This is a genomic window from Aquabacterium sp. (assembly GCF_004297345.1).
In the GTDB taxonomy this organism is placed as follows: Bacteria; Pseudomonadota; Gammaproteobacteria; order Burkholderiales; family Burkholderiaceae_C; genus Aquabacterium.
Genome location: NZ_SCTN01000514.1, coordinates 1 through 21,487, shown reverse-complemented (window position 1 = coordinate 21,487; position 21,487 = coordinate 1). Strand labels below are relative to the sequence as shown.

19 protein-coding genes, 1 tRNA gene, 1 pseudogene and 1 riboswitch are annotated in these 21,487 nt (G+C 63.3%); of the genes and pseudogenes, 6 read left to right on the top strand and 15 right to left on the bottom strand.

Annotated features, from left to right (window positions below):
- The 9 genes and pseudogenes from EPO09_RS20040 to EPO09_RS20000 form a co-directional block, all read right to left on the bottom strand.
- A pseudogene (locus EPO09_RS20040) lies at positions 1-349 on the bottom strand (hypothetical protein); the annotation flags it as partial.
- 99 nt (positions 350-448) lie between these two features.
- The gene (gene uca, locus EPO09_RS20035; protein WP_290645974.1) at positions 449-4,117 is read right to left on the bottom strand and encodes an urea carboxylase; all 3,669 of its coding nucleotides are present in this window, start codon (positions 4,115-4,117) and stop codon (positions 449-451) included.
- Between the two features lie 4 nt (positions 4,118-4,121).
- Complete coding sequence (locus tag EPO09_RS20030) at positions 4,122-4,781, bottom strand: urea amidolyase associated protein UAAP2 (RefSeq protein WP_290645972.1); 660 nt, start codon at positions 4,779-4,781, stop codon at positions 4,122-4,124.
- A gap of 20 nt (positions 4,782-4,801) precedes the next feature.
- The gene (locus EPO09_RS20025) at positions 4,802-5,611 is read right to left on the bottom strand and encodes an urea amidolyase associated protein UAAP1 (protein WP_290645970.1); all 810 of its coding nucleotides are present in this window, start codon (positions 5,609-5,611) and stop codon (positions 4,802-4,804) included.
- 68 nt (positions 5,612-5,679) lie between these two features.
- On the bottom strand, positions 5,680-6,528 hold the full coding sequence (locus tag EPO09_RS20020) for an ABC transporter ATP-binding protein (RefSeq protein ID WP_290645968.1): 849 nt from the start codon (positions 6,526-6,528) through the stop codon (positions 5,680-5,682).
- Between the two features lie 3 nt (positions 6,529-6,531).
- Positions 6,532-7,350, bottom strand: coding sequence for an ABC transporter permease (locus EPO09_RS20015; protein ID WP_290645966.1), 819 nt, complete (start codon positions 7,348-7,350; stop codon positions 6,532-6,534).
- A 25-nt stretch (positions 7,351-7,375) separates the two neighbouring features.
- Positions 7,376-8,377 (bottom strand): ABC transporter substrate-binding protein, encoded by a 1,002-nt coding sequence (locus tag EPO09_RS20010; RefSeq protein WP_290645964.1) that lies wholly within the window; start codon positions 8,375-8,377, stop codon positions 7,376-7,378.
- A 51-nt stretch (positions 8,378-8,428) separates the two neighbouring features.
- Positions 8,429-8,549, bottom strand: a riboswitch (guanidine-I (ykkC/yxkD leader).
- A 186-nt stretch (positions 8,550-8,735) separates the two neighbouring features.
- Positions 8,736-8,812 (bottom strand) — tRNA-Pro (locus tag EPO09_RS20005).
- 26 nt (positions 8,813-8,838) lie between these two features.
- On the bottom strand, positions 8,839-9,768 hold the full coding sequence (locus tag EPO09_RS20000) for a polyprenyl synthetase family protein (RefSeq protein ID WP_290645978.1): 930 nt from the start codon (positions 9,766-9,768) through the stop codon (positions 8,839-8,841).
- Between the two features lie 196 nt (positions 9,769-9,964).
- On the opposite strand from EPO09_RS20000, the gene EPO09_RS19995 reads away from it, so the two are divergent.
- A complete protein-coding gene (locus tag EPO09_RS19995) occupies positions 9,965-11,266 on the top strand; it encodes an FAD-dependent monooxygenase (protein WP_290645962.1) in 1,302 nt (433 codons plus the stop codon).
- A gap of 75 nt (positions 11,267-11,341) precedes the next feature.
- On the opposite strand, the gene EPO09_RS19990 is transcribed toward EPO09_RS19995, so the two are convergent.
- Both EPO09_RS19990 and EPO09_RS19985 read right to left on the bottom strand, forming a co-directional pair.
- Positions 11,342-11,476, bottom strand: a complete 135-nt coding sequence (locus EPO09_RS19990; protein ID WP_290645960.1) for a hypothetical protein — start codon at positions 11,474-11,476, stop codon at positions 11,342-11,344.
- An 86-nt stretch (positions 11,477-11,562) separates the two neighbouring features.
- On the bottom strand, positions 11,563-11,904 hold the full coding sequence (locus EPO09_RS19985; RefSeq protein WP_290645958.1) for a hypothetical protein: 342 nt from the start codon (positions 11,902-11,904) through the stop codon (positions 11,563-11,565).
- Between the two features lie 30 nt (positions 11,905-11,934).
- Between EPO09_RS19985 and EPO09_RS19980 the strand changes: the two genes are divergently transcribed.
- Together EPO09_RS19980 and EPO09_RS19975 are read left to right on the top strand one after the other, a co-directional pair.
- Positions 11,935-13,251, top strand: a complete 1,317-nt coding sequence (locus EPO09_RS19980) for a glutamate-5-semialdehyde dehydrogenase (RefSeq protein ID WP_290645956.1) — start codon at positions 11,935-11,937, stop codon at positions 13,249-13,251.
- A gap of 120 nt (positions 13,252-13,371) precedes the next feature.
- Positions 13,372-14,115: a TSUP family transporter gene (locus EPO09_RS19975; protein ID WP_290645976.1), complete on the top strand. Its 744-nt coding sequence runs from the start codon at positions 13,372-13,374 to the stop codon at positions 14,113-14,115.
- 41 nt (positions 14,116-14,156) lie between these two features.
- Here the strand turns inward: EPO09_RS19975 and EPO09_RS19970 are convergent, their stop codons facing one another.
- The 3 genes from EPO09_RS19970 to EPO09_RS19960 form a co-directional block, all read right to left on the bottom strand.
- A complete protein-coding gene (locus EPO09_RS19970) occupies positions 14,157-15,401 on the bottom strand; it encodes an SMP-30/gluconolactonase/LRE family protein (RefSeq protein ID WP_290645954.1) in 1,245 nt (414 codons plus the stop codon).
- Between the two features lie 72 nt (positions 15,402-15,473).
- The gene (locus EPO09_RS19965; protein WP_290645953.1) at positions 15,474-16,298 is read right to left on the bottom strand and encodes a crotonase/enoyl-CoA hydratase family protein; all 825 of its coding nucleotides are present in this window, start codon (positions 16,296-16,298) and stop codon (positions 15,474-15,476) included.
- Between the two features lie 104 nt (positions 16,299-16,402).
- Positions 16,403-17,179 (bottom strand): ferredoxin--NADP reductase, encoded by a 777-nt coding sequence (locus EPO09_RS19960; protein ID WP_290645952.1) that lies wholly within the window; start codon positions 17,177-17,179, stop codon positions 16,403-16,405.
- A 207-nt stretch (positions 17,180-17,386) separates the two neighbouring features.
- On the opposite strand from EPO09_RS19960, the gene queC reads away from it, so the two are divergent.
- From queC to EPO09_RS19945, 3 genes are all read left to right on the top strand, one after another.
- Positions 17,387-18,109 carry a 7-cyano-7-deazaguanine synthase QueC gene (queC, locus tag EPO09_RS19955; RefSeq protein ID WP_290645950.1) on the top strand — a complete coding sequence of 241 codons (723 nt, stop codon included), beginning with the start codon at positions 17,387-17,389 and terminating at the stop codon, positions 18,107-18,109.
- Positions 18,110-18,175: 66 nt separating this feature from the next.
- Complete coding sequence (locus EPO09_RS19950) at positions 18,176-18,769, top strand: LemA family protein (RefSeq protein WP_290645948.1); 594 nt, start codon at positions 18,176-18,178, stop codon at positions 18,767-18,769.
- Positions 18,770-18,787: 18 nt separating this feature from the next.
- A complete protein-coding gene (locus EPO09_RS19945) occupies positions 18,788-20,674 on the top strand; it encodes a M48 family metalloprotease (protein WP_290645946.1) in 1,887 nt (628 codons plus the stop codon).
- A gap of 32 nt (positions 20,675-20,706) precedes the next feature.
- On the opposite strand, the gene EPO09_RS19940 is transcribed toward EPO09_RS19945, so the two are convergent.
- Positions 20,707-21,381: a chalcone isomerase family protein gene (locus EPO09_RS19940; protein ID WP_290645944.1), complete on the bottom strand. Its 675-nt coding sequence runs from the start codon at positions 21,379-21,381 to the stop codon at positions 20,707-20,709.
- Positions 21,382-21,487 lie beyond the last annotated feature (106 nt).

The window sequence follows — 21,487 nt, the reverse complement described above, 5'->3', positions numbered from 1 at the left end:
CCGTGATGCCGGGATGCACCATCTCGCCTTGCTCCCAAGGATTCTTGAAGTAAAAGATCTGATCCCAGAATGGCGACAGCAGCACCACGCTGGCATGGCGCGCATGGTCGTTCAAAACCTGCAGTACCAGCCTGGAGTCAAAGCCCGTCTTGAAGGTGAACTTGGGCGACAGGAAGGCATACCAGGTGTCATCCTTGAGTTCGTTTTCTCGCAAGAACTTCAGGATGACCCAGAACTCGTACCAATCAGGCCGCTCATTGGCCGTGTTGTCCAAGGGGATGAAATTCGGCTGTACCTGCGCCTTGGTCGCCTGATCGTAATAGATCTGATAAACCGCGATCTTGCTCATACTGCCACCAGCCTTGGTACTTCATCGGACAACGAGTCATTCTGCCATCACGCATGCGCAGCAAGACTCAGGGATCTCTCCCGAAAGTCCCCGGAAACCTCATTGCAGCACGGCCACTGTCTGCCCGGCCTGCACGGCACCACCCGCCTTGCAGGCCACGCGCCAGACGACGCCTGATCTCGGCGCACAGATGGGGAACTCCATCTTCATGGATTCGACCACCACCAATGCCTGACCGGCCTCAACGACATCGCCCTCCTTGACCAGGACCTGCCAGACGCTGCCCTGTACGGCACTGGCCACCGCTTGCGCGCCCTCCGGCAGATCATCTTCGTGATCGGCTGCGGGTTGGGTGCTGTCGTCGCTGACGTACTCGGCCTGGCCCGCTGCGCGCCAACGCTCGCGCTCAGCCTCGAAAGCCGCCTGCTGCCGGCGTTTGAAAGCGGCGATGCTGTCGGCCTCGCGCGCCAGGAAGGCGCGGTAATCCTTGAGGCTGAAAGTGGTGTCTTCAATGCGCAGGCTGGCGCGGCCCAATGGGAAGTCCTGCCGCAGACGCATCAGTTCGTCTTCACTGACGGGATAGAAATGGAGCTGATCAAAAAAGCGCAGCAGCCACGGCTGAGTGAACTCGGGTGAAGCGCCATCACCGTGACGCCAGCGGTTCCACATCTGCACGGTCCGACCCACAAACTGATAGCCGCCAGGGCCTTCCATGCCATAGACGCACAGGTAGGCGCCGCCAATGCCCACGGCATTTTCGGGCGTCCAGGTTCGAGCGGGGTTGTACTTCGTGGTGACGAGGCGCTGGCGTGGGTCCAGCGGCGTGGCCACGGGCGCGCCAAGGTACACATCGCCCAGACCCATGACCAGGTAGCGCGTGTCAAAGAAGAGTTGCTGCACCGCCTCTGCACTGTCGAGGTCGTTGATGCGTCGGATGAACTCGATGTTGCTGGGGCACCATGGCGCATCGGGTCGCACCGATTGCATGTACTTCTCGATGGCCAGACGGGTTTGCGAATCGTTCCATGCCAAAGGCAAGTGAACGATGCGGCTGGGTACGGCCATGTCGTCCACGGCTGGCAGTTGAGTCTCTTCCTCCTGCAGGATGCGCAGCAACTCGGCGCGAGACAGCACAGCCGGGTTGAAATGCACCTGCAATGAACGGATGCCCGGCGTGAGATCAATCAGGCCTGGCAGTTCGCCCCGCGCCTGACGCGCCTGCAATGCGGTCATCAACACATGCACACGCAGGCGCAGCTCGATGTCCAGCATCAATGGGCCGAATTCAACCAACACGTACCGGTCACCCGCCTGGCGAATGACCATGGCAGGGACATCATCACGGGCGGGATCGCTCAGGACAATGGGGCTGGGGCAAGCCTTGGCATCGTCTTGCGGCGCGGCGGGCAACGAGGTGTCAGCCGCAGTGGGCGCGCACAAGGAAGCGATGGCAGCCTCGATCTGCGCGCTGCGCTGTGCGGCCTGATCCAGGCTCAGGCGATTGAAGCGCACCGTGTCGCCGGGGCGCAATTGGCCAAGCTTCCACAGCTCTGCATCGACCACCACAGCCGGGCAAACGAAGCCGCCCAGACTCGGGCCATCCGGGCCCAGGATGACGGGCATGTCACCCGTGAAGTCGATGGCGCCGATGGCGTAGGCGTTGTCGTGGATGTTGGACGGGTGCAGGCCGGCCTCGCCGCCATCATGGCGCGCCCATTGAGGCTTGGGACCAATCAGGCGCACGCCGGTACGGCTGGAGTTGTAGTGCACCTGCCAGTCGGTGGCGAAGAACATGGTCACGTCATCTGACGTGAAGAAGTCGGGTGCGCCATGCGGGCCGTAGAGCACCCCTATGTCCCAGTTGTGGCCGATGGCAGGCTGCAGCGCAGGCGGCGTGCAACGGCCAGCCAGGCCTTTACTTACTGCCACTTGCGGGTCCATCAGGTGAACCATGTCGCCCACACGCAGGGTGCGGCCGGCGTGGCCACCGAACTGGCCCAGCGTGAAGGTGCTGCGGCTACCCAGGTACAGCGGCACGTCGATGCCGCCGCCCACGGCGATCGCCAGGCGGCAGCCGGTGTCCGACAGCCGGCCCACGGCCAGCACGCCGCCGGCAGGTACGGCGATGGCCTGCCACATGGGCACGGCCTGGCCATTGAGCGTGACCGGCGCAGGAGCACCCGTGATGGCCACCACGGCCGCTGTGTGAAAGCGCAGCGTGGGGCCGGCCATGGTGCATTCCAGCGCGGCGGCATCGGGCGCATTGCCGACCAGGGCGTTGGCCACACGGTGGCCGTAAGCGTCCATCGGGCCGGAGGGTGGCACACCCACGTCCCAGTGACCCAGGCGGGCGGGCCAATCCTGCACGGTGGTCTGCACACCGCCATCCAGCACTTCGAAGGCTTGAGGTGTGTGCGTCAGCGTGCCCAGAAAGCGTGTGGTCTGGCGGCCTTGCTGGAAGGTGGGCTCAGCCAGGATCTGGCGCAGGTAGGCCAGGTTGGTCTCGATGCCGGCGATGCGGGTGTCGGCCAATGCCTGTTGCAACTGGACCAGCGCCTGCTCTCGCGTGGGCGCGGTGACGATGAGCTTGGCCAGCATGGGGTCGTAATACGCGCTGACCTCGGTGCCGCGCTCAACCCAGGTGTCCACACGCAGCGGATGGCCGGGGCCGGCTTGCGTCCCTTCTGGCCAGCGCACCTCGGTGAGCACGCCCGTGCTGGGCTGAAAGTTGCGCGCCGGGTCTTCAGCGTACAGGCGCACCTGGATGGACGCGCCGCTCAACGTGGGCTGCAGGGTGTGCAGCGGAGGCAGATCGCCTGCGGCCAGTTGCACCATCCAGGCCACCAGATCGACACCGCTGACCTGCTCCGTCACGCCGTGCTCCACCTGCAGGCGGGTGTTCACCTCCAGGAAGTAAAAGGCACCGGTATCGGCGTCGTAGACAAACTCCACCGTGCCCGCGTTGCGGTAGCTGACCTGTTGAGCCAGCTTCACGGCCGTGGCGTGCAACTCATGTCGCTGCGCGTCCGTCAAACCGGGCGCAGGGGTTTCTTCCACCACCTTCTGGTTGCGGCGCTGGGCCGAGCAGTCACGCTCGCCCAGGGCGATCACATGGCCTTGGCCATCACCGAACACCTGCACCTCGATGTGCCGGGCTTGTTCAACGAACTTTTCCAGGAACAGGCCGGCATCCTTGAAGTTCGCACTGGCCAGGCGTTGCACGGCGCCAAAAGCCTCGGTCAACTCGGCATCGTTGCGTACCAGGCGCATGCCGATGCCACCGCCGCCCGCCGTGCTTTTGAGCATCACCGGATAACCGATGCGCGCGGCCTCTTGCATCGCGTGCGCGGCATCGTTCAACAGGCCCGAGCCGGGCAGCAGCGGCACCTTGCAGGCTTCGGCCAGTTCGCGGGCGGTGTGCTTGAGGCCAAAGGCCTGCATGTGACTGGGCGCCGGGCCGATGAAGGCGATGCCTGCGTCCTCACAAGCTTGCGCAAAGCCGGCATTCTCAGACAGGAAGCCATAGCCGGGATGGATGGCCTGGGCACCGCACTGTTTGGCAATCGCCAGGATGGTGTCCTGCCTCAGGTAGCTCTCGGCCGCGAGTGCCGGGCCGATGCAGTAAGCCTCATCGGCTTCTCGCACATGGCGTGAAGCCACATCGGCCTCGGAGTACACGGCCACACTGGTCACGCCCAGCTTCTTGAGCGTGCGGATGATGCGGCAGGCAATGGCACCGCGGTTGGCGATCAGGACCTTGGTGAACATGGCTTCAGGCTCCGTCCCAGATGATGAATTCGACCGGCGTGGGGTTGTAGGCGTTGCAAGGGTTGTTGAGCTGTGGGCAGTTGGACACCAGCATCCACAGGTCCATCTCGGCGCGCAGCTCCACGTACTTGCCAGGCGCAGACACCCCATCGGCAAAGGTCAGCCCGCCTTCTGGCGTGACAGGCACGTTCATGAAGAAGTTGATGTTGGGCACCAGGTCGCGCTTGCTCAGGCCCGCGTCCACCTGAGCGATGGCCAGCAGGTAGTTGTCACGGCACGAATGCATGAACTTCTTTTGCAAGGCGTAGCGCACGGTGTTGCTTTCGGCCGCGCAGGCGCCACCCAGCGTGTCGTGGCGGCCGCAGGTATCGGCCACGATGGTCAGCATGGGGCGGCCTTCGTTGCTCAACAGCACCGAGCCCGTGCTCAGGTAGATGCTGCCTTGCTCCAGCAAGGTGTCGCTGGCGCTGTAGTGCTCGGCCACGTCGTGACGGTTGTAGAAGATGATGTCCACCGCCTGGTTGCCTTCCAGGTCGAGGATGCGCATGGTCTGGCCCTGCTTGATCTCGGTGAGCCAGGGCTCGCCAGCAGGTTGACGATGGCGCAGCGTGGCGGTAGCCGGATCCAGCGCGCTTTCGTGGAGCGTCGAGATGGTATCGGTCATGGGGGCGTCCTTCCTGATCATCAGCACAAGGCCAGCACATCGCTGTTGTGGTGGGCGCGCGCGCACTCGGGGCGGAAGTGGCGGCAGAAGTCGTCTGCGGGTGCCGGGCCTTTGCGCCAGGCCGTGATGCCCACCTTGGCTGGCGCATAAGCAGGGCGAGGGTCCAGCGGATGAGGGGCTGTGCTGATGGCCACGATCACATCCATGTCCAGGCGCAACTCCACCATCGAACCAGCAGGGCAATGGCCTTCGTGAAACTGGAAGCGCCCTGCCTCATCCACGCTGACCTTGCTGAACAGGTTGACCGGCGCGATGAGGTCACGCGCACCCAGTCCATGCTTGCCGATCTCGATCAGCAGGCCCTCCTTGCCGCTGCGGTACATCCCGTTGCGGGCAGCCTCGAAGCGCTTGCCACCATACTTGGCCGCCATGCGACGCGCATCGAGCAGGCCACCAAAGGGGTCGTGCCAGCCCAGGTTGTCTTCGGTGATGGAGGCCATCGCGCGCCCCATGTCGCTCATCAGCACGTGGCCTCGCTCGTAGTGGGCCGTGTGCTGCGCCTTGAGGCTGTCTGGCATGTTGTAGCGTTCGAGCTTGTCCTGCGCGGCATAGAGCACCACCGAGCAATTGGCGCTGGCATCCAGGGCCACGTAGCGCAGCGCCATGCCACGGCTCAGGCGCCAGCTCCAGTGCCCGCCACCCGGCACCACCTCGCTGAAGACCACTCGGTCTGCGGGTAGCTCCGGCGAAAAGCGCTGCCAGTGTGGGTGCGCATCCACCGGCTGAGTCGCTGGTGGGTTGTCGAGCTGGTGTTCGGTATGTTCAGACATGCGTTCTCCAACAGGCCCACCAAACGGTGGGCCAAGGTGTTTGCTCGGTGCGTGAAGAAAATGAAAGTTCAGGCTGTCGCGGTGCGTGACAACTGATCCAGCAGATCGTGATCAGTCGCCATCCCCGAGGTCTCGCGGATGCGAGCCAGAATCTGTCGTTTGAGCGCCAGGAACTCCGGCGCGTGCTTCATGTCCTGCGTGCGCTGTGCAGGCAAGGGTGTGTCGTAGATGGTGTCGATGCGCCCTGGGCGCGGCGCCATCAGCACGATGCGCTGCCCCAGATAGATGGCCTCCTCCACATCGTGCGTCACGAACACGATGGTGGATTTTTCAAGGCGGTGGACATGCAGGATGAGGTCGTGCATGACTTCACGTGTCTGCGCATCCAGAGCACCAAACGGCTCGTCCATCAACAGGATCTCAGGCCGAGACATCAGTGCGCGCGCAATGGCCACACGCTGCTGCATGCCGCCTGACAGTTGGTTGGGCCACGCGTCTGCCGCATGCCCCAAGCCCACCAGGCGCAGCAAGGCATCCGCCCGGCCCGAAGCCACCTCCACATCACCACTGCTGCGATCACGTGTGTGCGCTGCCAGTTGCCGGCAGAACTTGATGTTCTCGCGCACAGACATCCACGGATACAGGCTGTAGTGCTGGAACACCATGCCACGATCAGGCCCGGGGCCCGCTATGGCTTGCCCATTGACGAACAGCTCGCCCCCCGTGTGGCGCTCCAGCCCACCAATGGTGCGCAACAAGGTCGACTTGCCGCAACCAGATGCCCCCACGAAGGTGATGAACTCATTGGCCCTGATCTGCAGATTGACGTCCTGCAGCGCATCCACACTGGCAGACTCATAACGCTTGTAGACGTGCCGGACATCGATCTTGGGCGCGATGGAATGGACTTGCGACATGTGTCAGCCTTTCAGATGAGCCCATGGATAGAGCTTGCGGTGCACCAATCGAAAGGCCTGGTCCGTCAACAAACCAATCAGGCCGATGATGAGGATGCCCGCGAAGATCTTGTCGGTCTGAAGAAAGCGCTGCGCCTTGAGGATGGCATGCCCCAGCCCGGAGTTGGCGGCCACCAGTTCAGCCACCACCAGATAGGTCCAGGCACTGCCCATGCACACGCGCATGGTGTCCAGCAAGGCCGGCTTGGCCGAAGGCAGGATGACCTTCTCGACCAGCTCGCGCCGGTTGGCGCCCATGGTCTGTGCCGCTTCGATCTGCGCCATGGGCACGCGCCGCACGTCTTCCGCCACCAGCAGCATCATCTGAAAGAAAGTACCGATGAAGATGATGGCGACCTTGGAAGACTCATCGATGCCCACCCACAGCATGACCAAGGGAATGAAGGCCACAGCCGGCATGTAGCGAATGAACTCGGTGAGCGGCTCCAGCAGGCCTTGCACGGCTTTGAAGCTGCCGATCAACAAGCCCAGCGGCAAGGCGATCATGGCCGACACCAGAAAGCCTGCCACCACACGCCCGATGCTGATGGTGATGTCATTGAGCAGCGCGTCTTCCGTCCACCAGGTCAGGGTGCGCGCCCACACCTTCGCCGGGGACGGCAGAAAGACACTGTCCGTGCCCGACAGACTGCCCATCCACCACAGCGTCAAAGGCACGACCAGGCCCAAGAAGGCCAGCAGCCAGTACAGCTGACGCGGTATCCCTGCGCGCACCTGCCAGAGAACGGGTGCGGGTGAAGGACGAGGTTCAGTGACAGCCATGCGGGCCTCCTGCAGTGTCGATGACTTACTTGAGTGCCTCGGCCAGCAGGCTGGCGTCGATGCCCTTGGCCGGATCCGGCTTGCCATCGATGAGCTTGTTCTCATTCAGGAACTTGAGCACCGTGGGAGACACACCCAGCAAAGACAGAGGCTTGCTGGCATCACCCAGTGCTTCCTGATTGAGCTTGGCATCGAAAAAGCGCGTGCCAGGCAGAAGCACCTTGTACTCATCAGGCTTGAGGCTCACCACCTTGCTCATGATGGCCGAGGCTTCATCGGGCTTGGCCTGGATGAAGGCCACGGTATCGAACCAAGCCTTGATCATGCCGACCAGTTCCTTGCGCTTGCCCTTGATGGCCTTCTCGTGCGCCACCAACAAGTCAGGCACCAGGCCTGGCAACTCCTTGGACGTGAACAGCGCACGTCCCTTGCCGCTGGCTTCAATCTGATGGATCCAGGGGTTCCACAGCGCGGCCGCATCCACACGGCCGCTCATGAAGGCGGCTGCTGCGTCGCCAGCTGCCAAGTTGACGATCTTGACGTCAGACTGCTTCAAGCCGTTCTTGGCCAAGGCGTTGACCAGGATGAAGTGCGACACGCTGAACTGCTCCAGCGCCACCGACTTGCCCTTGAGATCGGCAAAAGACTTGATCTTGGGGCTGACCACCACGGCATCGTTACCAGCCGAGTTGTCATTGACCAGGATGGCCTTCACGGGCACGCCCTTGGCCAAGGGGCCCATGGTGTCGGACCAGGCCTGGGAGTTCGCATCCAGTTGCCCGGCAGACAGCGCCGAAATCGAATCGGTGTAATTGGCAAACCAGACCAGCTTGACGTCAGCACCGTGCTTCCTGAAGAAGCCCTTCTGCTCGGCCACGTACCAGGCCACCCAGCCCGGCCAGTCAGACACACCTACTTTGACTTCGGCATGTGCGGCCCCTGAAGCCAGCATGGCGCCTAAGGCCAGGGTTCCTCCAACAACGGCAGACGTTGCGCGCGTGACGACTTGACGCAGAGAAAATATCATTGACGGCTCCAGGTAAAAGGACAAAGCAGGAGACCACCTCATTCGAAGTGAACCTCCCGGGCTTTTGTCCCGCCGTGGAGCCAACGCACTTCGAGAAGCGCGACAGGCCGGTTGCTCTCGGACCAGACACAGCCATGCAGCGCACGCTGTCGGAACCCTAGCGACCATCAAGACACCGAATCAGGCGCCTCCTGCTTGTGTATAAGCCAGTTCCGTGCCAGCGTATACGGTGACCTGATGACGCCTTATGGTGCATGCGCCGAGATGACGCACCAAAGCCAACTGCCAGATTGCAGATGGCCAGGTTCATGGGCTGGAGTGGGATATCGGATCAAAGAGACATGATCCGCGGGATACCTGGTCGGGGTGAGAGGATTCGAACCTCCGGCCTCTACGTCCCGAACGTAGCGCTCTACCAGGCTAAGCTACACCCCGATCTGACCGATTTCAACGGGCCGAAATCAAGCGTGCCGGTTGATCGAATCGAAGGCCAATTGTAGCAAAGCATCCCGGAATTCAGACTCGGGGAGCTTGGCCAAAGCGGCCTTGGCGCGCTCTGCCTGAACGTGCGCGGCTTCGCGCGTGGCGTCCAGTGCACCAGTGGCGCGCACCACTTCCACGATGTCGTGCATGCGCTCGACTTCGCCGTTGAAGATGGCGTTGCGGATCATCTCGCGCTGCTCGGGCGTGCCACGCGACATGGCCACCAGCACGGGGAAGGTAGGCTTGCCTTCACGCAGGTCATCGCCCACGGTCTTGCCGAGCTCTTCGGTGGAGCCGTCGTAGTCCAGCAGGTCGTCGATCAGTTGGAAGGCCGTGCCCAGGGCACGCGCATAGGCGCCACAGGCGTCTTCGATGTCTTGCGGGGCGTCCGACACGATGGCGGCCAGGCGGGCCGTGGCTTCGAACAGGCGCGCCGTCTTGTACTCGACCACGAGCAGGTAGTCGTCCACCGTGATGTCGGGGTCGTGCATGTTCATCAACTGCAGCACTTCACCTTCGGCGATCACGTTCGTGGCTTCAGCCAGCAGCTCCATCACGCGCATGCGTTGAACGGAAACCATCATCTGGAAGGCGCGCGAATACAGGAAGTCACCCACCAGGATGCTGGGCGCATTGCCGAACATGGCGTTGGATGTCTTGCGGCCGCGACGCAGGTCGGACTCGTCCACCACGTCATCGTGCAGCAGCGTGGCCGTGTGGATGAACTCCACGATGGCCGCCAGCTCGAAACGCTGCGGGTTGGTGCAACCCAGCGCGCGGGCGATCAGCACCAGCAGCATCGGGCGCAGGCGCTTGCCGCCAGCGTTGACGATGTAATGCGAAATCTGATTGACAAGGGCCACCTCGGACGCCAGTCGGCGGTGGATAACCTGATCGACCTCTACCATTTCAGGGGCAGAGAGGATGCGATAACTGGCTTGGGGGGCGGAGATGGAGGTCACGCTATAAGCAGACTAAAGTAACCCGCTGATGCGGGCGAACACGGTGCACTGAACGGAGATTATAGGAAGCAGACGGCGCCTGCCCCGCACTCGGCACGATTCCGTTGCCGAAACAGGGTTCAAAGCGGCGGACAATAGACCCATGAACACGCCCATTTCCCACCAGGCGCCCCCCGCTCACACCCTCAAACTGGCCGTCATCGGCGCAGGCCCGGCCGGCCTCAGTCTGGCACTGCAAGCCGCCCAGGCCCTGCCCCAGGCGCACGTGACCGTGTTTGACGCGCGACCGGCCGACAAGGACATCGCCGGCGACGCCCGCACCCTGGCGCTGTCGCAAGGCACCGTGCAGGAGCTCCAGCGCATGGGCATCTGGGATGCCATCGAGGCCACGGGCCGCAGCGCCCCCATCCTGCAAGTGCATGTCTCGCAACAGCAACCCACCGTGCTGTGGCCGGGCGAGCAGCAACCCGAAGTGCGCATCTCGGCACGCGAGCAAGGCGTGCCGCAACTGGGCGCGGTTGTCAGCTACGGCACGCTGGTTGCCCCCTTGCAGCAAGCCTGGCTGGCCGCCGTTGATGCCGCCGAACACCGCTGCGCCATGCGCTTTGGCACCCCGGTTCGCGGCCTCAAAGGCCTGGACAGCGGCATCGAAGTGGATGCCGACATCGCCGAATCATTCGATCTGGTGGTTGTGGCCGAGGGCGGCGTGTTCGCCGATCAGGCCAAACTGAGCTGGCCCCAAGGCGTGAGCCACGATTACCAGCAAACCGCCTGGGTCGGCCAGGTGCAGCTGGAAGACGATGGCGAACCCGGCATGGCGTTCGAGCGCTTCACCACATCCGGCCCCGCCGCTCTGCTGCCCTTGCCCCCCGGCCCCGTGAGCCCAGGCGGCCCGAGCGGCAAGCGCGCCGCGCTGGTCTGGTGCGTGCAACAGGGTGATGACCCCGTGCGTTCGCTCAACGATGCACAACGCCTCACGCTGCTCAACACCATCTTCCATCCGGCTGTGGGCCGCATCAAACAACTGTCAGCCCTGAAGGATTTCCCGCTCGGCCTCAACGCTCACCGCCAACTGGTCAACGAGCGCGCCATCGTGCGCATCGGCAATGCGGCGCAGACCTTGCACCCCGTGGCGGGCCAAGGTTTCAATCTGGGGATGCGGGATGTGCACGAGCTGCTGGAAGCGCTCAAGCGCACGGTATGGGCTGTCGAGGATGACGCGCCCACCAGGCAGATGAAGGTGGAACGGGCGTTGAGGCAGTTTCAGCGTCGGCGCCAGCCGGACCGCTGGGCCTTGCTGGCCACCACCGATTTCCTGGCGCGCAGTTTTACCCTGCCTGCGCCAGCGTTGGCCACCTTGCGGGGGCTGGGGCTGGGTGCGGTTGGCCGCTTCAGCCCGGTCAAAAAACTGATTGCACGGTCGATGATGTTTGGCTGGCGCTGATTGGCGCCATCTCAGGCGGCAGGTCAGCCGCCAGCGCCAACGCGCCGTACCGCATCAAGACAGCAGCATGCCGGCTCAGCGCAGCGCCACGTAGACGACGGACAGATTGTCTGCCTCGGCCATTTCGGGCACAGCCTGCTTCTGGGCCATGTACAAAGCCAGCGCAGCCAGGGCGGCGAACAGGGTGTTTTGCAGCAGCTTCTTGCGCATGATGAGGCTCCGATTGGGGATGCCTTCATGCTATGAAAACGGCTGAACGGCCAAATGCCGAGAACGTGGGCGGAACAGGCGCTGTTTCAGTCCTCGGATGACGCAGCACGCGTGCTGGCCACTTCCAGACTCGCATCACAACCACTGCCTGCCGAGATCATCCGGCGCGCCCAGCGCAGCCACAGCGCCCTGGGCCAACGCCGCCACCAGGCCATATCGCCCGCAGCCTCCACCACCAACAAGCCACATCGGTAACACCCGGCCTCATCCGACCAGACCAGCGCCTCACACGCGCCATGCCGCCGCCGGCTGACGATCACCCCCACCGGGCAAGGCTCGGCCAGGCAGCACACCCCGCAGCCATTGCAGGGCGCGCCTTGCGCCGGTTTGGGCGGCGCTTCAGGGTGAATATGGATGATCTGGTGCATGAGGGGCGGAGTTTGAGACAATCTTGCCTTATGAACACCGCGACATCTTCATCTTCCGCCGACGTGACCGCCAACCAGTCGGTCGAACAGTACATGAACGCCGTGGGCCAGGCCGCCCGCGTGGCTGCCGCCGTCATGGCAGCCGCCCCGACGGCCGCCAAGAACAACGCCCTGTTGGCGCTGGCCGGCCAGATCCGCGCCCATGCCGGTGAGCTCAAGGCCCGCAACGAGGCCGACATCGTCGCCGCCGAGAAAAACGGCCTGGCCGCCCCCATGGTCGATCGCCTGCGCCTGACGGACAAGGTCATCGAGACCATGGCCGAAAGCTGCGAGCAGGTCGCGGCCCTGCCCGACCCCGTCGGCGAGATCACCAATATGCGCCGCCGCCCCACGGGCATCAGCGTGGGCCAGATGCGCGTGCCCATCGGCGTGTTCGGCATGATCTACGAATCGCGCCCCAACGTCACGATTGAAGCCGCCTCGCTGGCCATCAAGAGCGGCAACGCCTGCGTGCTACGTGGTGGTTCCGAAGCCATCCACTCCAACCTGGCCCTGTGGAAACTGGTGCAAGCCGCGCTGACGCAAGCTGGCCTACCTGCTGACGGCGTGCAACTGGTGCAGACCACCGACCGCGCCGCCGTGGGCCAGATGATCACCATGCCCCAGTACGTGGACGTGATCATCCCGCGCGGTGGCAAGGGCCTGATCGAGCGCATCAGCAAAGAAGCGCGCGTGCCCGTGATCAAGCACCTGGACGGCAACTGCCACACCTATGTCGACAGCGAAGTCGATCTGGATCTGGCCGTCAAAGTCACGGATAACGCCAAAACGCAGAAGTACAGCCCCTGCAACGCCACCGAATCGCTGCTGGTGCATGTGAACCAGGCGGCGGCCTTCCTGCCCCGCATCGGCGCCGTGTTCGCAACCAAGGACGTCGAGATGCGTGCCTGCCCGCGCGCCAAGGCCATCCTGGCTGACGTGCCAGGCGCCAAGGTGGTCGATGCCACCGAGCAGGACTGGTACGAGGAATACCTCGCCCCCGTGATCGCCGTGAAGGTGGTGGACTCGCTCGACGAGGTCATCGCCCACATCAACCAATACGGCTCGCACCATACGGACTCGATCCTCACAACCAACCACCCCAACGCGATGCGCTTCATCCGCGAAGTGGACTCAGCCAGCGTGATGATCAATGCCTCCACGCGTTTTGCCGATGGCTTCGAGTATGGCCTGGGCGCCGAAATCGGCATCAGCACGGACAAGTTCCATGCGCGCGGCCCGGTCGGCCTGGAAGGCCTGACGTCGATGAAGTTCGTCGTGCTGGGCCAGGGCGAAGTGCGCAGCTGAAGCGCCGTCACTCCCAGGCTTGCTGGCCCCGATACAAGCCCGGTTTCACGCCGGGCTTTTTCTTGACTTGATGCATCGCTACCGCACGTGCTTGACCTCAACCCGCTCAACATCGGCCTGATGCTGATCGCCTCCGCCAGTGCTGGCCTGGTCGATGCCATCGTGGGCGGCGGCGGGCTGATCATCGTGCCCTCGCTGTTCGGCCTGTTCCCGCAAGCCGTACCGGCCACGCTGCTGGGCACGAACAAGGCTGCGTCCATCTGGGGCACAGGCTGGGCCGCATGGCAATACGCCAAAAAGGTCACCCTGCCCTCTTCGCGGCTGATGGGCGCCATCGTGGCGGCCATGGTGGGCGGCCTGATCGGGGCGTGGCTGGCCACACTGGTGCCGGCCTCGCGCTTTCGTGCGGCGCTGCCCATCGTCTTGACCGCCGTGTGGCTCTATACCTTGTGGCGCAAGGACATGGGGCGTCATCACGCCCCGCATTGGTCGCCTCAAACCGAAACCCTGCTGGCCACCGGCATCGGTGCAGGCATTGGTTTCTATGACGGCATCTTTGGCCCCGGCACGGGCAGCTTCTTTGTGTTCGCGCTGGTGCGCGTGCTGGGCTGGGATTTCCTGCACGCCAGCGCGGGCGCCAAGCGCTTGAACTTCGCCACCAATGTGGCGGCGCTGGCCTGGTTCATCCCGCACGGGCATGTGGTGTGGGCGCTGTCACTGCCCATGGCTGTGGCCAACGTGGCGGGAAGCGCGGTCGGCACGCGCCTGGCCTTGCGCCATGGCGCAGGCTTCGTGCGGGGCGCCTTCCTGATCGTGGTGGGTGCGCTGATCCTCAAGACCGGCTGGGACGCCTGGCTGCGCTGAACACAGCGTCAGCCATCGCAGACGACACGCGCCTCACCCCATCACTTCGGCGGCGCACCTTCCAGGTAGGACTCCACCTCTGCGCGAGGCACTTGTGGCCCCACATAGGGTAGCCAGCCGATCGAATGGGCGTTAAGGCTCTGGATGAACAGCTTGCCATCGGCCTCCGTGGCCGCCGTGGTTTCCGGATACGCACCCGAGGAATCCTGCAGGTCATCGACCACGGTACCGCGCTCGTCATACGCAATCACATGGCCATAGGCCTTGGGCACCGGCCACAGGAAACGCGGCAGACGCAAGGTGAGCTGGCGCATGAAGGGATAGGCCGCCACCGCATCGATCACGGGGCTGCGAGGCTTGGTCAAGCCCACCCACAGGCGATTGGATGAACTGCGCGTGAGGTTGTCTGGGAAGCCCGGCAGGTTGTCCACGAACACGCGGGCCGCGCCCGCCTTCATGGCTTGATCCAGAGTCGGTACACCGTTGTCACCCGCAGCCGTGCGCACCAGGGACAGCTTGGCCAGGTCCACAGCCAGGATCCGGTAGGTGCCGGTCTCGGAGACGTACATGGTCTTGCCATCGCGCGAGAACTCGATGCCATTGGGAAAGCACATGCCCGAGATGGCCACGCGGGCCACCAAGGTGTTGGGATCCTGCGCAATCACGCGACCGCTACAACTGTGCTCCAGCACGTCCAGCACGCTGGCTTCGAAGGTGCTGCCCCACTCCTTGGCGCCAAAACGGCGCGAGGCATCCGTCAGCCAGATGATGCCGCCAGGGCCAACTTTGACCGCATCGGCATAACGCACGCGGTCATCCGCTACTGGGTGTTGCACCTTGTCCAACAAGGTCTCGACCTTGGCATCAGCACCACGCCCGGACACACGCAACAAGCCCTTCATGGCATCGGCCACCAACAGGCGGCCTTGGCCATCCACATCCAGGCCCAGCGGGCGCCCGCCTGTGTTGACCACGATCTCGGGCTGCTGGCCGTCCGTGTTGATCTTCAAAACGTCACCGTTGCTCAGGCCGGTATAGAGCACGCCGCCATTGGCCACGATGAACTCAGGCCCCTCCTGACCACTGGCCAGGGACAACTGCTGCAGATCAGCCAGCTTCTCGTTGGGTGCATGCGCACCCGTGTAACCGGCATCCTTGGGCGGATGCCAGGCAACTGGATCTGCAGGGGTCGGCCAGAAAGCCAGGTAGGCGACGAGGGCCACAGCCGGCGTCCCCCAGGAGACCAGCCAGTTCAATCTGCCATATTGCTTGTCGTTGCTGCGCATATTGTTATGTCTCCTCAACGCCCGCAAGTGTCCACCAATTCCGCGCAAACCCGAACGCGGTTCGTGCCGCGCTTACAACTGGCGAGATTTGAAAGGTTTCAACTGAGGCGTGCCGTCCACACCGGCCTTGCTTCTGGCTTGTTCTCGTGCCAGGGAAATACGTTGGTTGGCGCGCCCCATCACCCGGCGCTGCCAAAGGCGCTCGGCGCGCAATGCCAGGTAGTCGCAAGCCAGCCAGGCCTGCTGCAGCAAAAACTTGCCTGCCGCCACACTGTCAGGTGAACGGGTGGCGATCTCAGTAGCCAATTGCTGCGCGTGGGCCATCGGATCGTCACTCAGATGTGTGACCAGCCCCAGGGCCTGCGCCTCCTGCCCCGAGATCACGCGGCCGGTGAAGGTCAGTTCCTTGGCCACGTCGATGGGCACCAGCTCACGCAGCAAGGCGATGCCGCCCATGTCGGGCACCAGGCCCCACTTGGCTTCCAGCAAGGATAGCTTCGCATCCGGCTTGCAGATGCGGATGTCGGCCCCCAGGGCCAGTTGCAGCCCGGCGCCAAAGCAGTTGCCATGCATGACCGCGATCACGGGCACGCCCACCTTGCGCCAGCCCACGCTCCAGCGCTGGAACTGGTTGGCAAAAGGCCAGAGCAATTGCGTGGCACGCAGCAAAGTGCGTACGGGCTGGCTCATTGCCGTCTTGAAATCCAGGCCGGAGCAAAACGACGGGCCATCGCCGCTCAGGATGATGGCGCGCACCTGGCGGTTGCGCCGCATCTTCTTTTGCGCGGCCAGCATGGCGTCCAGCATGGGGAAGTCCATGCCGTTGTGCTTGTCGGCGCGGTTGAGCACCACATGCGCCACGGCGCCTTCCACACGAATCAGAACCCGGTCATTCATGAGCACAGACTCCCTTGGCGCCGAACAACATGGGCGCCATCACATGGACAAACGGGGTGCCCCGTGTGGAACACCCCGTGAATCAGGCTGGATCAGTACCGCGCTTATTTCTCGACGAAAGCGCGTTCGATCACGTAGTCACCCGCTTCGCCTTGCGAGGGCGAGATCTTGAAACCACGTTCATCCAGGATCTTGCACAGGTCGGTCAGCATGGAGGGGCTTCCGCACATCATGGCGCGATCGGTATGGGGGTTGAGCGGCTGCATGCCCAGATCAGCGGCCATCTTGCCGTTGACGATCAGGTCGGTCAGGCGGCCCTGATTGCGGAAAGGCTCGCGGGTGACCAGCGGGTAGTACAGCAGCTTTTCGCGGATCAGCTCGCCCAGCAGTTCGTGGTCGGGCAGATCCTGCGTGATGTAGTCGTGATAGGCCAACTCGCTCACGGTGCGCACGCCGTGGACCAGCACCACCTTGTCGAACTTCTCGTAGGTGTAGGGATCCTGGATGATGCTCATGAACGGTGCCAAACCGGTACCGGTACCGAACAGATAGAGGTTGGGGGCGGGCTTGAGGTCGTCCACCACCAGGGTACCCACGGCCTTGCGACTGACCAGAACCTTGTCGCCGACCTTCAAATGTTGCAGGCGCGAAGTCAGGGGGCCGTTTTGCACCTTGATGCTCAGGAACTCCAGATGCTCTTCGTAATTGGCGCTGGCGACCGAGTAGGCACGCATCAGGGGCTTGCCGTCCACTTCCAGGCCAATCATCACGAAGTGACCGCTGGCAAAGCGCAGCCCCGGATCACGGGTGGTCTTGAAGCTGAACAGCGTGTCGTTCCAGTGATGGACGTGGGTGACGGTCTCTTGGTTAAACGCGGCCATGTTGTGTGAGTCCTGGGGGGAGATGCGCCCCGGCGTGTAGCCTTGGGTTGCCTGACGAAAACCCTATATTCTCACCCATATCCGGGCCCCGTGCCGACCGCCCCCGCGTATCCGGGGCCACATTCGGGGCCTTTTGGCAGGCATAAGCTATGCTCGAAAAGCCATATGGCGCGCCCCAGCCCTTCACTTCACATCTCGAAATTTACCGTGACCAGTCCTACCCACGCCCTTGATCCACGTACTGCCCTCGTCGTGTTTTCCGGCGGGCAGGATTCAACCGCCTGCCTGGCCTGGGCCTTGGCGCGCTACAGCCACGTTGAAACCATCGGCTTCGATTACGGGCAACGCCATCGCGTGGAACTGGACTGCCGCCAACAGGTGCGCGCGGAAATGACCCGGACCTTCCCGCAATGGGCACCTCGCCTGGGCGATGACCACATGCTGGACCTGGGCTTGCTGGGCCAGATCTCCGACACGGCGCTGACTGAATCGCGCGCCATCGAGATGCAGGCCAATGGCCTGCCCAACACTTTCGTGCCCGGCCGCAACCTGCTGTTCCTGAACTTCGCCGCAGCCCTGGCCTACCGACGCGGCGCCTCGGTGTTGATCGGCGGCATGTGCGAAACTGATTACTCCGGCTACCCGGACTGCCGCGACAACACGCTCAAGGCCTTGCAGGTGGCGATCAGCCTGGGCCTGGACAGCCCCATGACCATCGAGACCCCCTTGATGTGGCTGACCAAGGCCCAGACCTGGCAGTTGAGCCACGACCTGGGTGGCGACACCCTCAACGACCTGATCATCGAGCACACGCACACCTGCTACCTGGGCGATCGCCAGCATCGCCATGCCTGGGGCTACGGTTGCGGCACCTGCCCGGCCTGCCAGCTTCGCCAGGAAGGCTTCGAATCATTCAAACGCCAGGCCTGATATGCAGAATGCCTGTAAAGTTCACGCGATTCGACCGGCTCGAACCGGCAAGCCAGGGACCGCATCTTGACCACACCCAGCATCCTCATTCTGATCATCGGCGCGCTGCTGCTCTTCTGGGCCGTGGGCGCCTACAACCGCTTGGTGCGCCTGCGCAATGAGATCGGCAACGCCTTTGCCCAGATCGACGTGCAACTCAAGCGCCGCCATGACCTGATCCCCAATCTGATCGAAGTGGCCCGCAAGTACATGGAGCATGAGCGCGAAACGCTGGAGCGCGTGACCGCCGCCCGCGCGCAAGTGATCGCCGCCACCGATCTGGTCAAGTCCAAGCCCAACCAGTCCGGCCCCATCATGAGCCTGGGCATGGCCGAAGGCGTGCTGGCCAACGCCATGGGCCGCTTCAATGCCGTGCTGGAGTCCTACCCCGAACTCAAGGCCGATCAACGCCTGAAAGACCTCAGCGAAGAGCTGACCCACACCGAAAACAAGGTCGCCTTCTCACGCCAGTTGTTCAACGACGCCTCTCTGGACTACAACAACGCTGCTCAACAGTTCCCCACCAACGTCGTGGCCGGTCTGTTCAGCTTTCAGACTGCAGCCATGCTGCAAGCCACCACATCCGAGGCGGAACGCAACCCCGTCAAGGTCAGCTTCTGATCTCTCGCCTGGCTTGTCATGCAGTTTCGACAACATCAGCGCGCCGCCCATATCCGCACAGCCCGTCTCATCGGGCTGTTTGCCTTGCTGTTGCTTGCCCTCACGGTCACCGTGAACCTGCTGCAGGCTCTGCTCTACAAACTGATCCTACCCTTCAGCGTCGGCTTCCCGGCCCTGTTCTTCGAGACCAACACCGGCCTGGTGATGCTCTTCGTGCTGGGCGGCTGCTTCGTCGAAGCTCAGCGCCTGCGCGATGGCGGCGGCCCCCGCGTGGCGCACTGGCTGGGCGGCAGAGAGGTTCGTGACCCGGATGACGCCACCGAGCGCCGCCTGCTCAATGTGGTCGATGAGATGGCATTGGCCAGCGGCCAACCCGTACCGCGCGTCTATGTGCTGCACAAGGAAGACGCCATCAATGCCTTCGTGGCTGGCTGGGGGCCGGACGATCTCGTGCTGTGCGTGACGCGCGGCGCGCTGGATCGCCTCACACGCGCCGAACTGCAAGGCCTGGTCGCGCACGAATTCGGCCACATCAAGGAAGACGACCTGCCACTGGCCATGCGCGTGCTGTCACTGGTCTGGGGCCTGTCGCTGATTCATGGCTATGGCCGCACCCTGATGGCGCCAGACGAGAAAGGCCATGTCGGCCCACTGTCATGGCTGATCGGCCTCGTGTTCTCCATCACCGGCTGGCTGGGATGGATGGCCGGCAAGATGCTGCAAGCCGCCGTATCCCGTCAGCGCGAATTCCTGGCCGACGCATCGGCCGTGCAGTTCACACGATCAAGAGATGGCTTGGGTAACGTCCTGCGCAAGCTGTGGCATGACCAGCAAGTACTGGCAGGCCACATGCGCCATCCCGCAGCCGGCATGGTGTCCTACCTGCTGATGAATGAACCTGGCGCCGCCGGCTGCCTGTCCAGCCACCCACGCCTGTCCGAGCGCATCCGGCGCGTCTGCGGCACGATATTGCCTCCCATGCCTGCACCACTCGTGCGCATGGATGTGGTCGAACCCCGGATGCTGCCCACTGGCGGGCTCGCGCTGGCTGCCAACACAGTGCCGACCGATCCCGTTTTGAGCGCTGCGCAGGCCAGGCAGATGCGCGAAGCCCGCAGCCGCGAAGCGCTCATCCGCCTGAACAACCTCGTAGGCCCGACTGAACGCCGCATGATCACGCTGGCCTTGATGATGAACATCCACAACGAGCGGGAATGCGCACTGTGGCATCACATGGCCGAGGGCATCCATGAGGCTCAGCGCATCCTGGACGACGTGGCCGCCCTGGCCGCGAACAGACACATACTGGAGTTTGAGCGACTCACCGCCAGCATCGCCAACGACCCCATCGAGCAACGCAGGGCTTTGGTCGAAAGTGCCAGAGACTTGTTGAGAGCAGATGGCAAGGTCAGCCCGCGCGAACGCCTGTGGTGGCTGGCATTGAGACACCGCCTCAGCGAGCGCCAAAACCGCCAGGCCTATATGCGCCCCACGACGGGCCAGGGACATGACTTGCAAGACATGAGCCTGGATCAGATGCAACATGTCACGGCGCTGACCACCTATCTGGCGCGCTTCATCCCCATCGATGAAACAGGCAAAGGCCTCGCACCCGCCGGCCTGGCCTGGTTCAAGGGCGTGATGAGCCGATGCGGCAGACCCACTGATGTCAGCCCCGGCTCATCGCCCGATGCGGACGCATTGATGCATGCGCTGGCTGGCGTCCAGGAACTGTCGTGGATGATGCGGCCGCTGTTGCTCAAAGCCTGGGTGGAAGAGGCCGTCAACAACAGCGCGCAGGGCGTGCTCTCCGACCAGACGGCCGATGCCCTCAGGCTGGCCGCAGGGCTGATCGATGCCCCACTGCCACCCATGCTGGAAGCGCATTACCCCAGCAAGGCCTGACCTGGCCGGGCTCGATCAGGGCCCCAAACGGATCAGGTATCCGAATCCCGGCTGCCCGCCTTGGGCAAACGCGTCAGGCCCAAAAGACCGTTGCGCAATTCTTCAGGTGCAGCCTGACCGATGTACATGCGCAGGTAGATCTGGTAGGCCAGCTCGTCCTTGATGGCCATGACGCCACCGCCGTCACCCGTCAAGGCCTTGCCATTGTGCGTAGCCATCCAGCCCTGCCCTGGCACCCAGTCCAGATTGACCACATCGCCCTTGGAGACGCGCTTGACGTTCGAGTAAGCCGCGCCTATCTGCCCGATGGGCCCGATCAGCTTCTTGAACTCGTCGTCAGTGGCCGACTGCTTGAAGTCAGACAGGAAGATACGCGTGATGGTCGATGAGGTGAACTCGCGCAGGATGTTCAACTGAATGCGACGCACGCCATCGAGCTTGTAGATGGCATCCGGCGTGGTGCGCTTCTCAGGCAAATACAAGGCCGTGACATCAGCCTTGAAATAGCCACGCTTGCGCACCGCAGCACCATTGAGCACCAGCTTGTGCCCGTAGGCCGTGACCGTTTCGGCCAGCTCCACCCCTTCCAGTTCCGCAGCCGCATTCGCAGGTGCAGCCCATGGCAGCAAGGTGGATGCCGCAGCGCCCGCCAGCAAGCGGCGGCGCAACGAATCAACGGGCTCGTTCTGGTTCAAGTTGTCCGACATGGCTGCCTCCAACCCGAGTGGGGGATGATTAAAGGGGCTTGGACACCGTCAGCCAGAAAGCCTGGCCTTCCGTACGGTTGCGGGCATCGAATTCCTTGAGGAACTT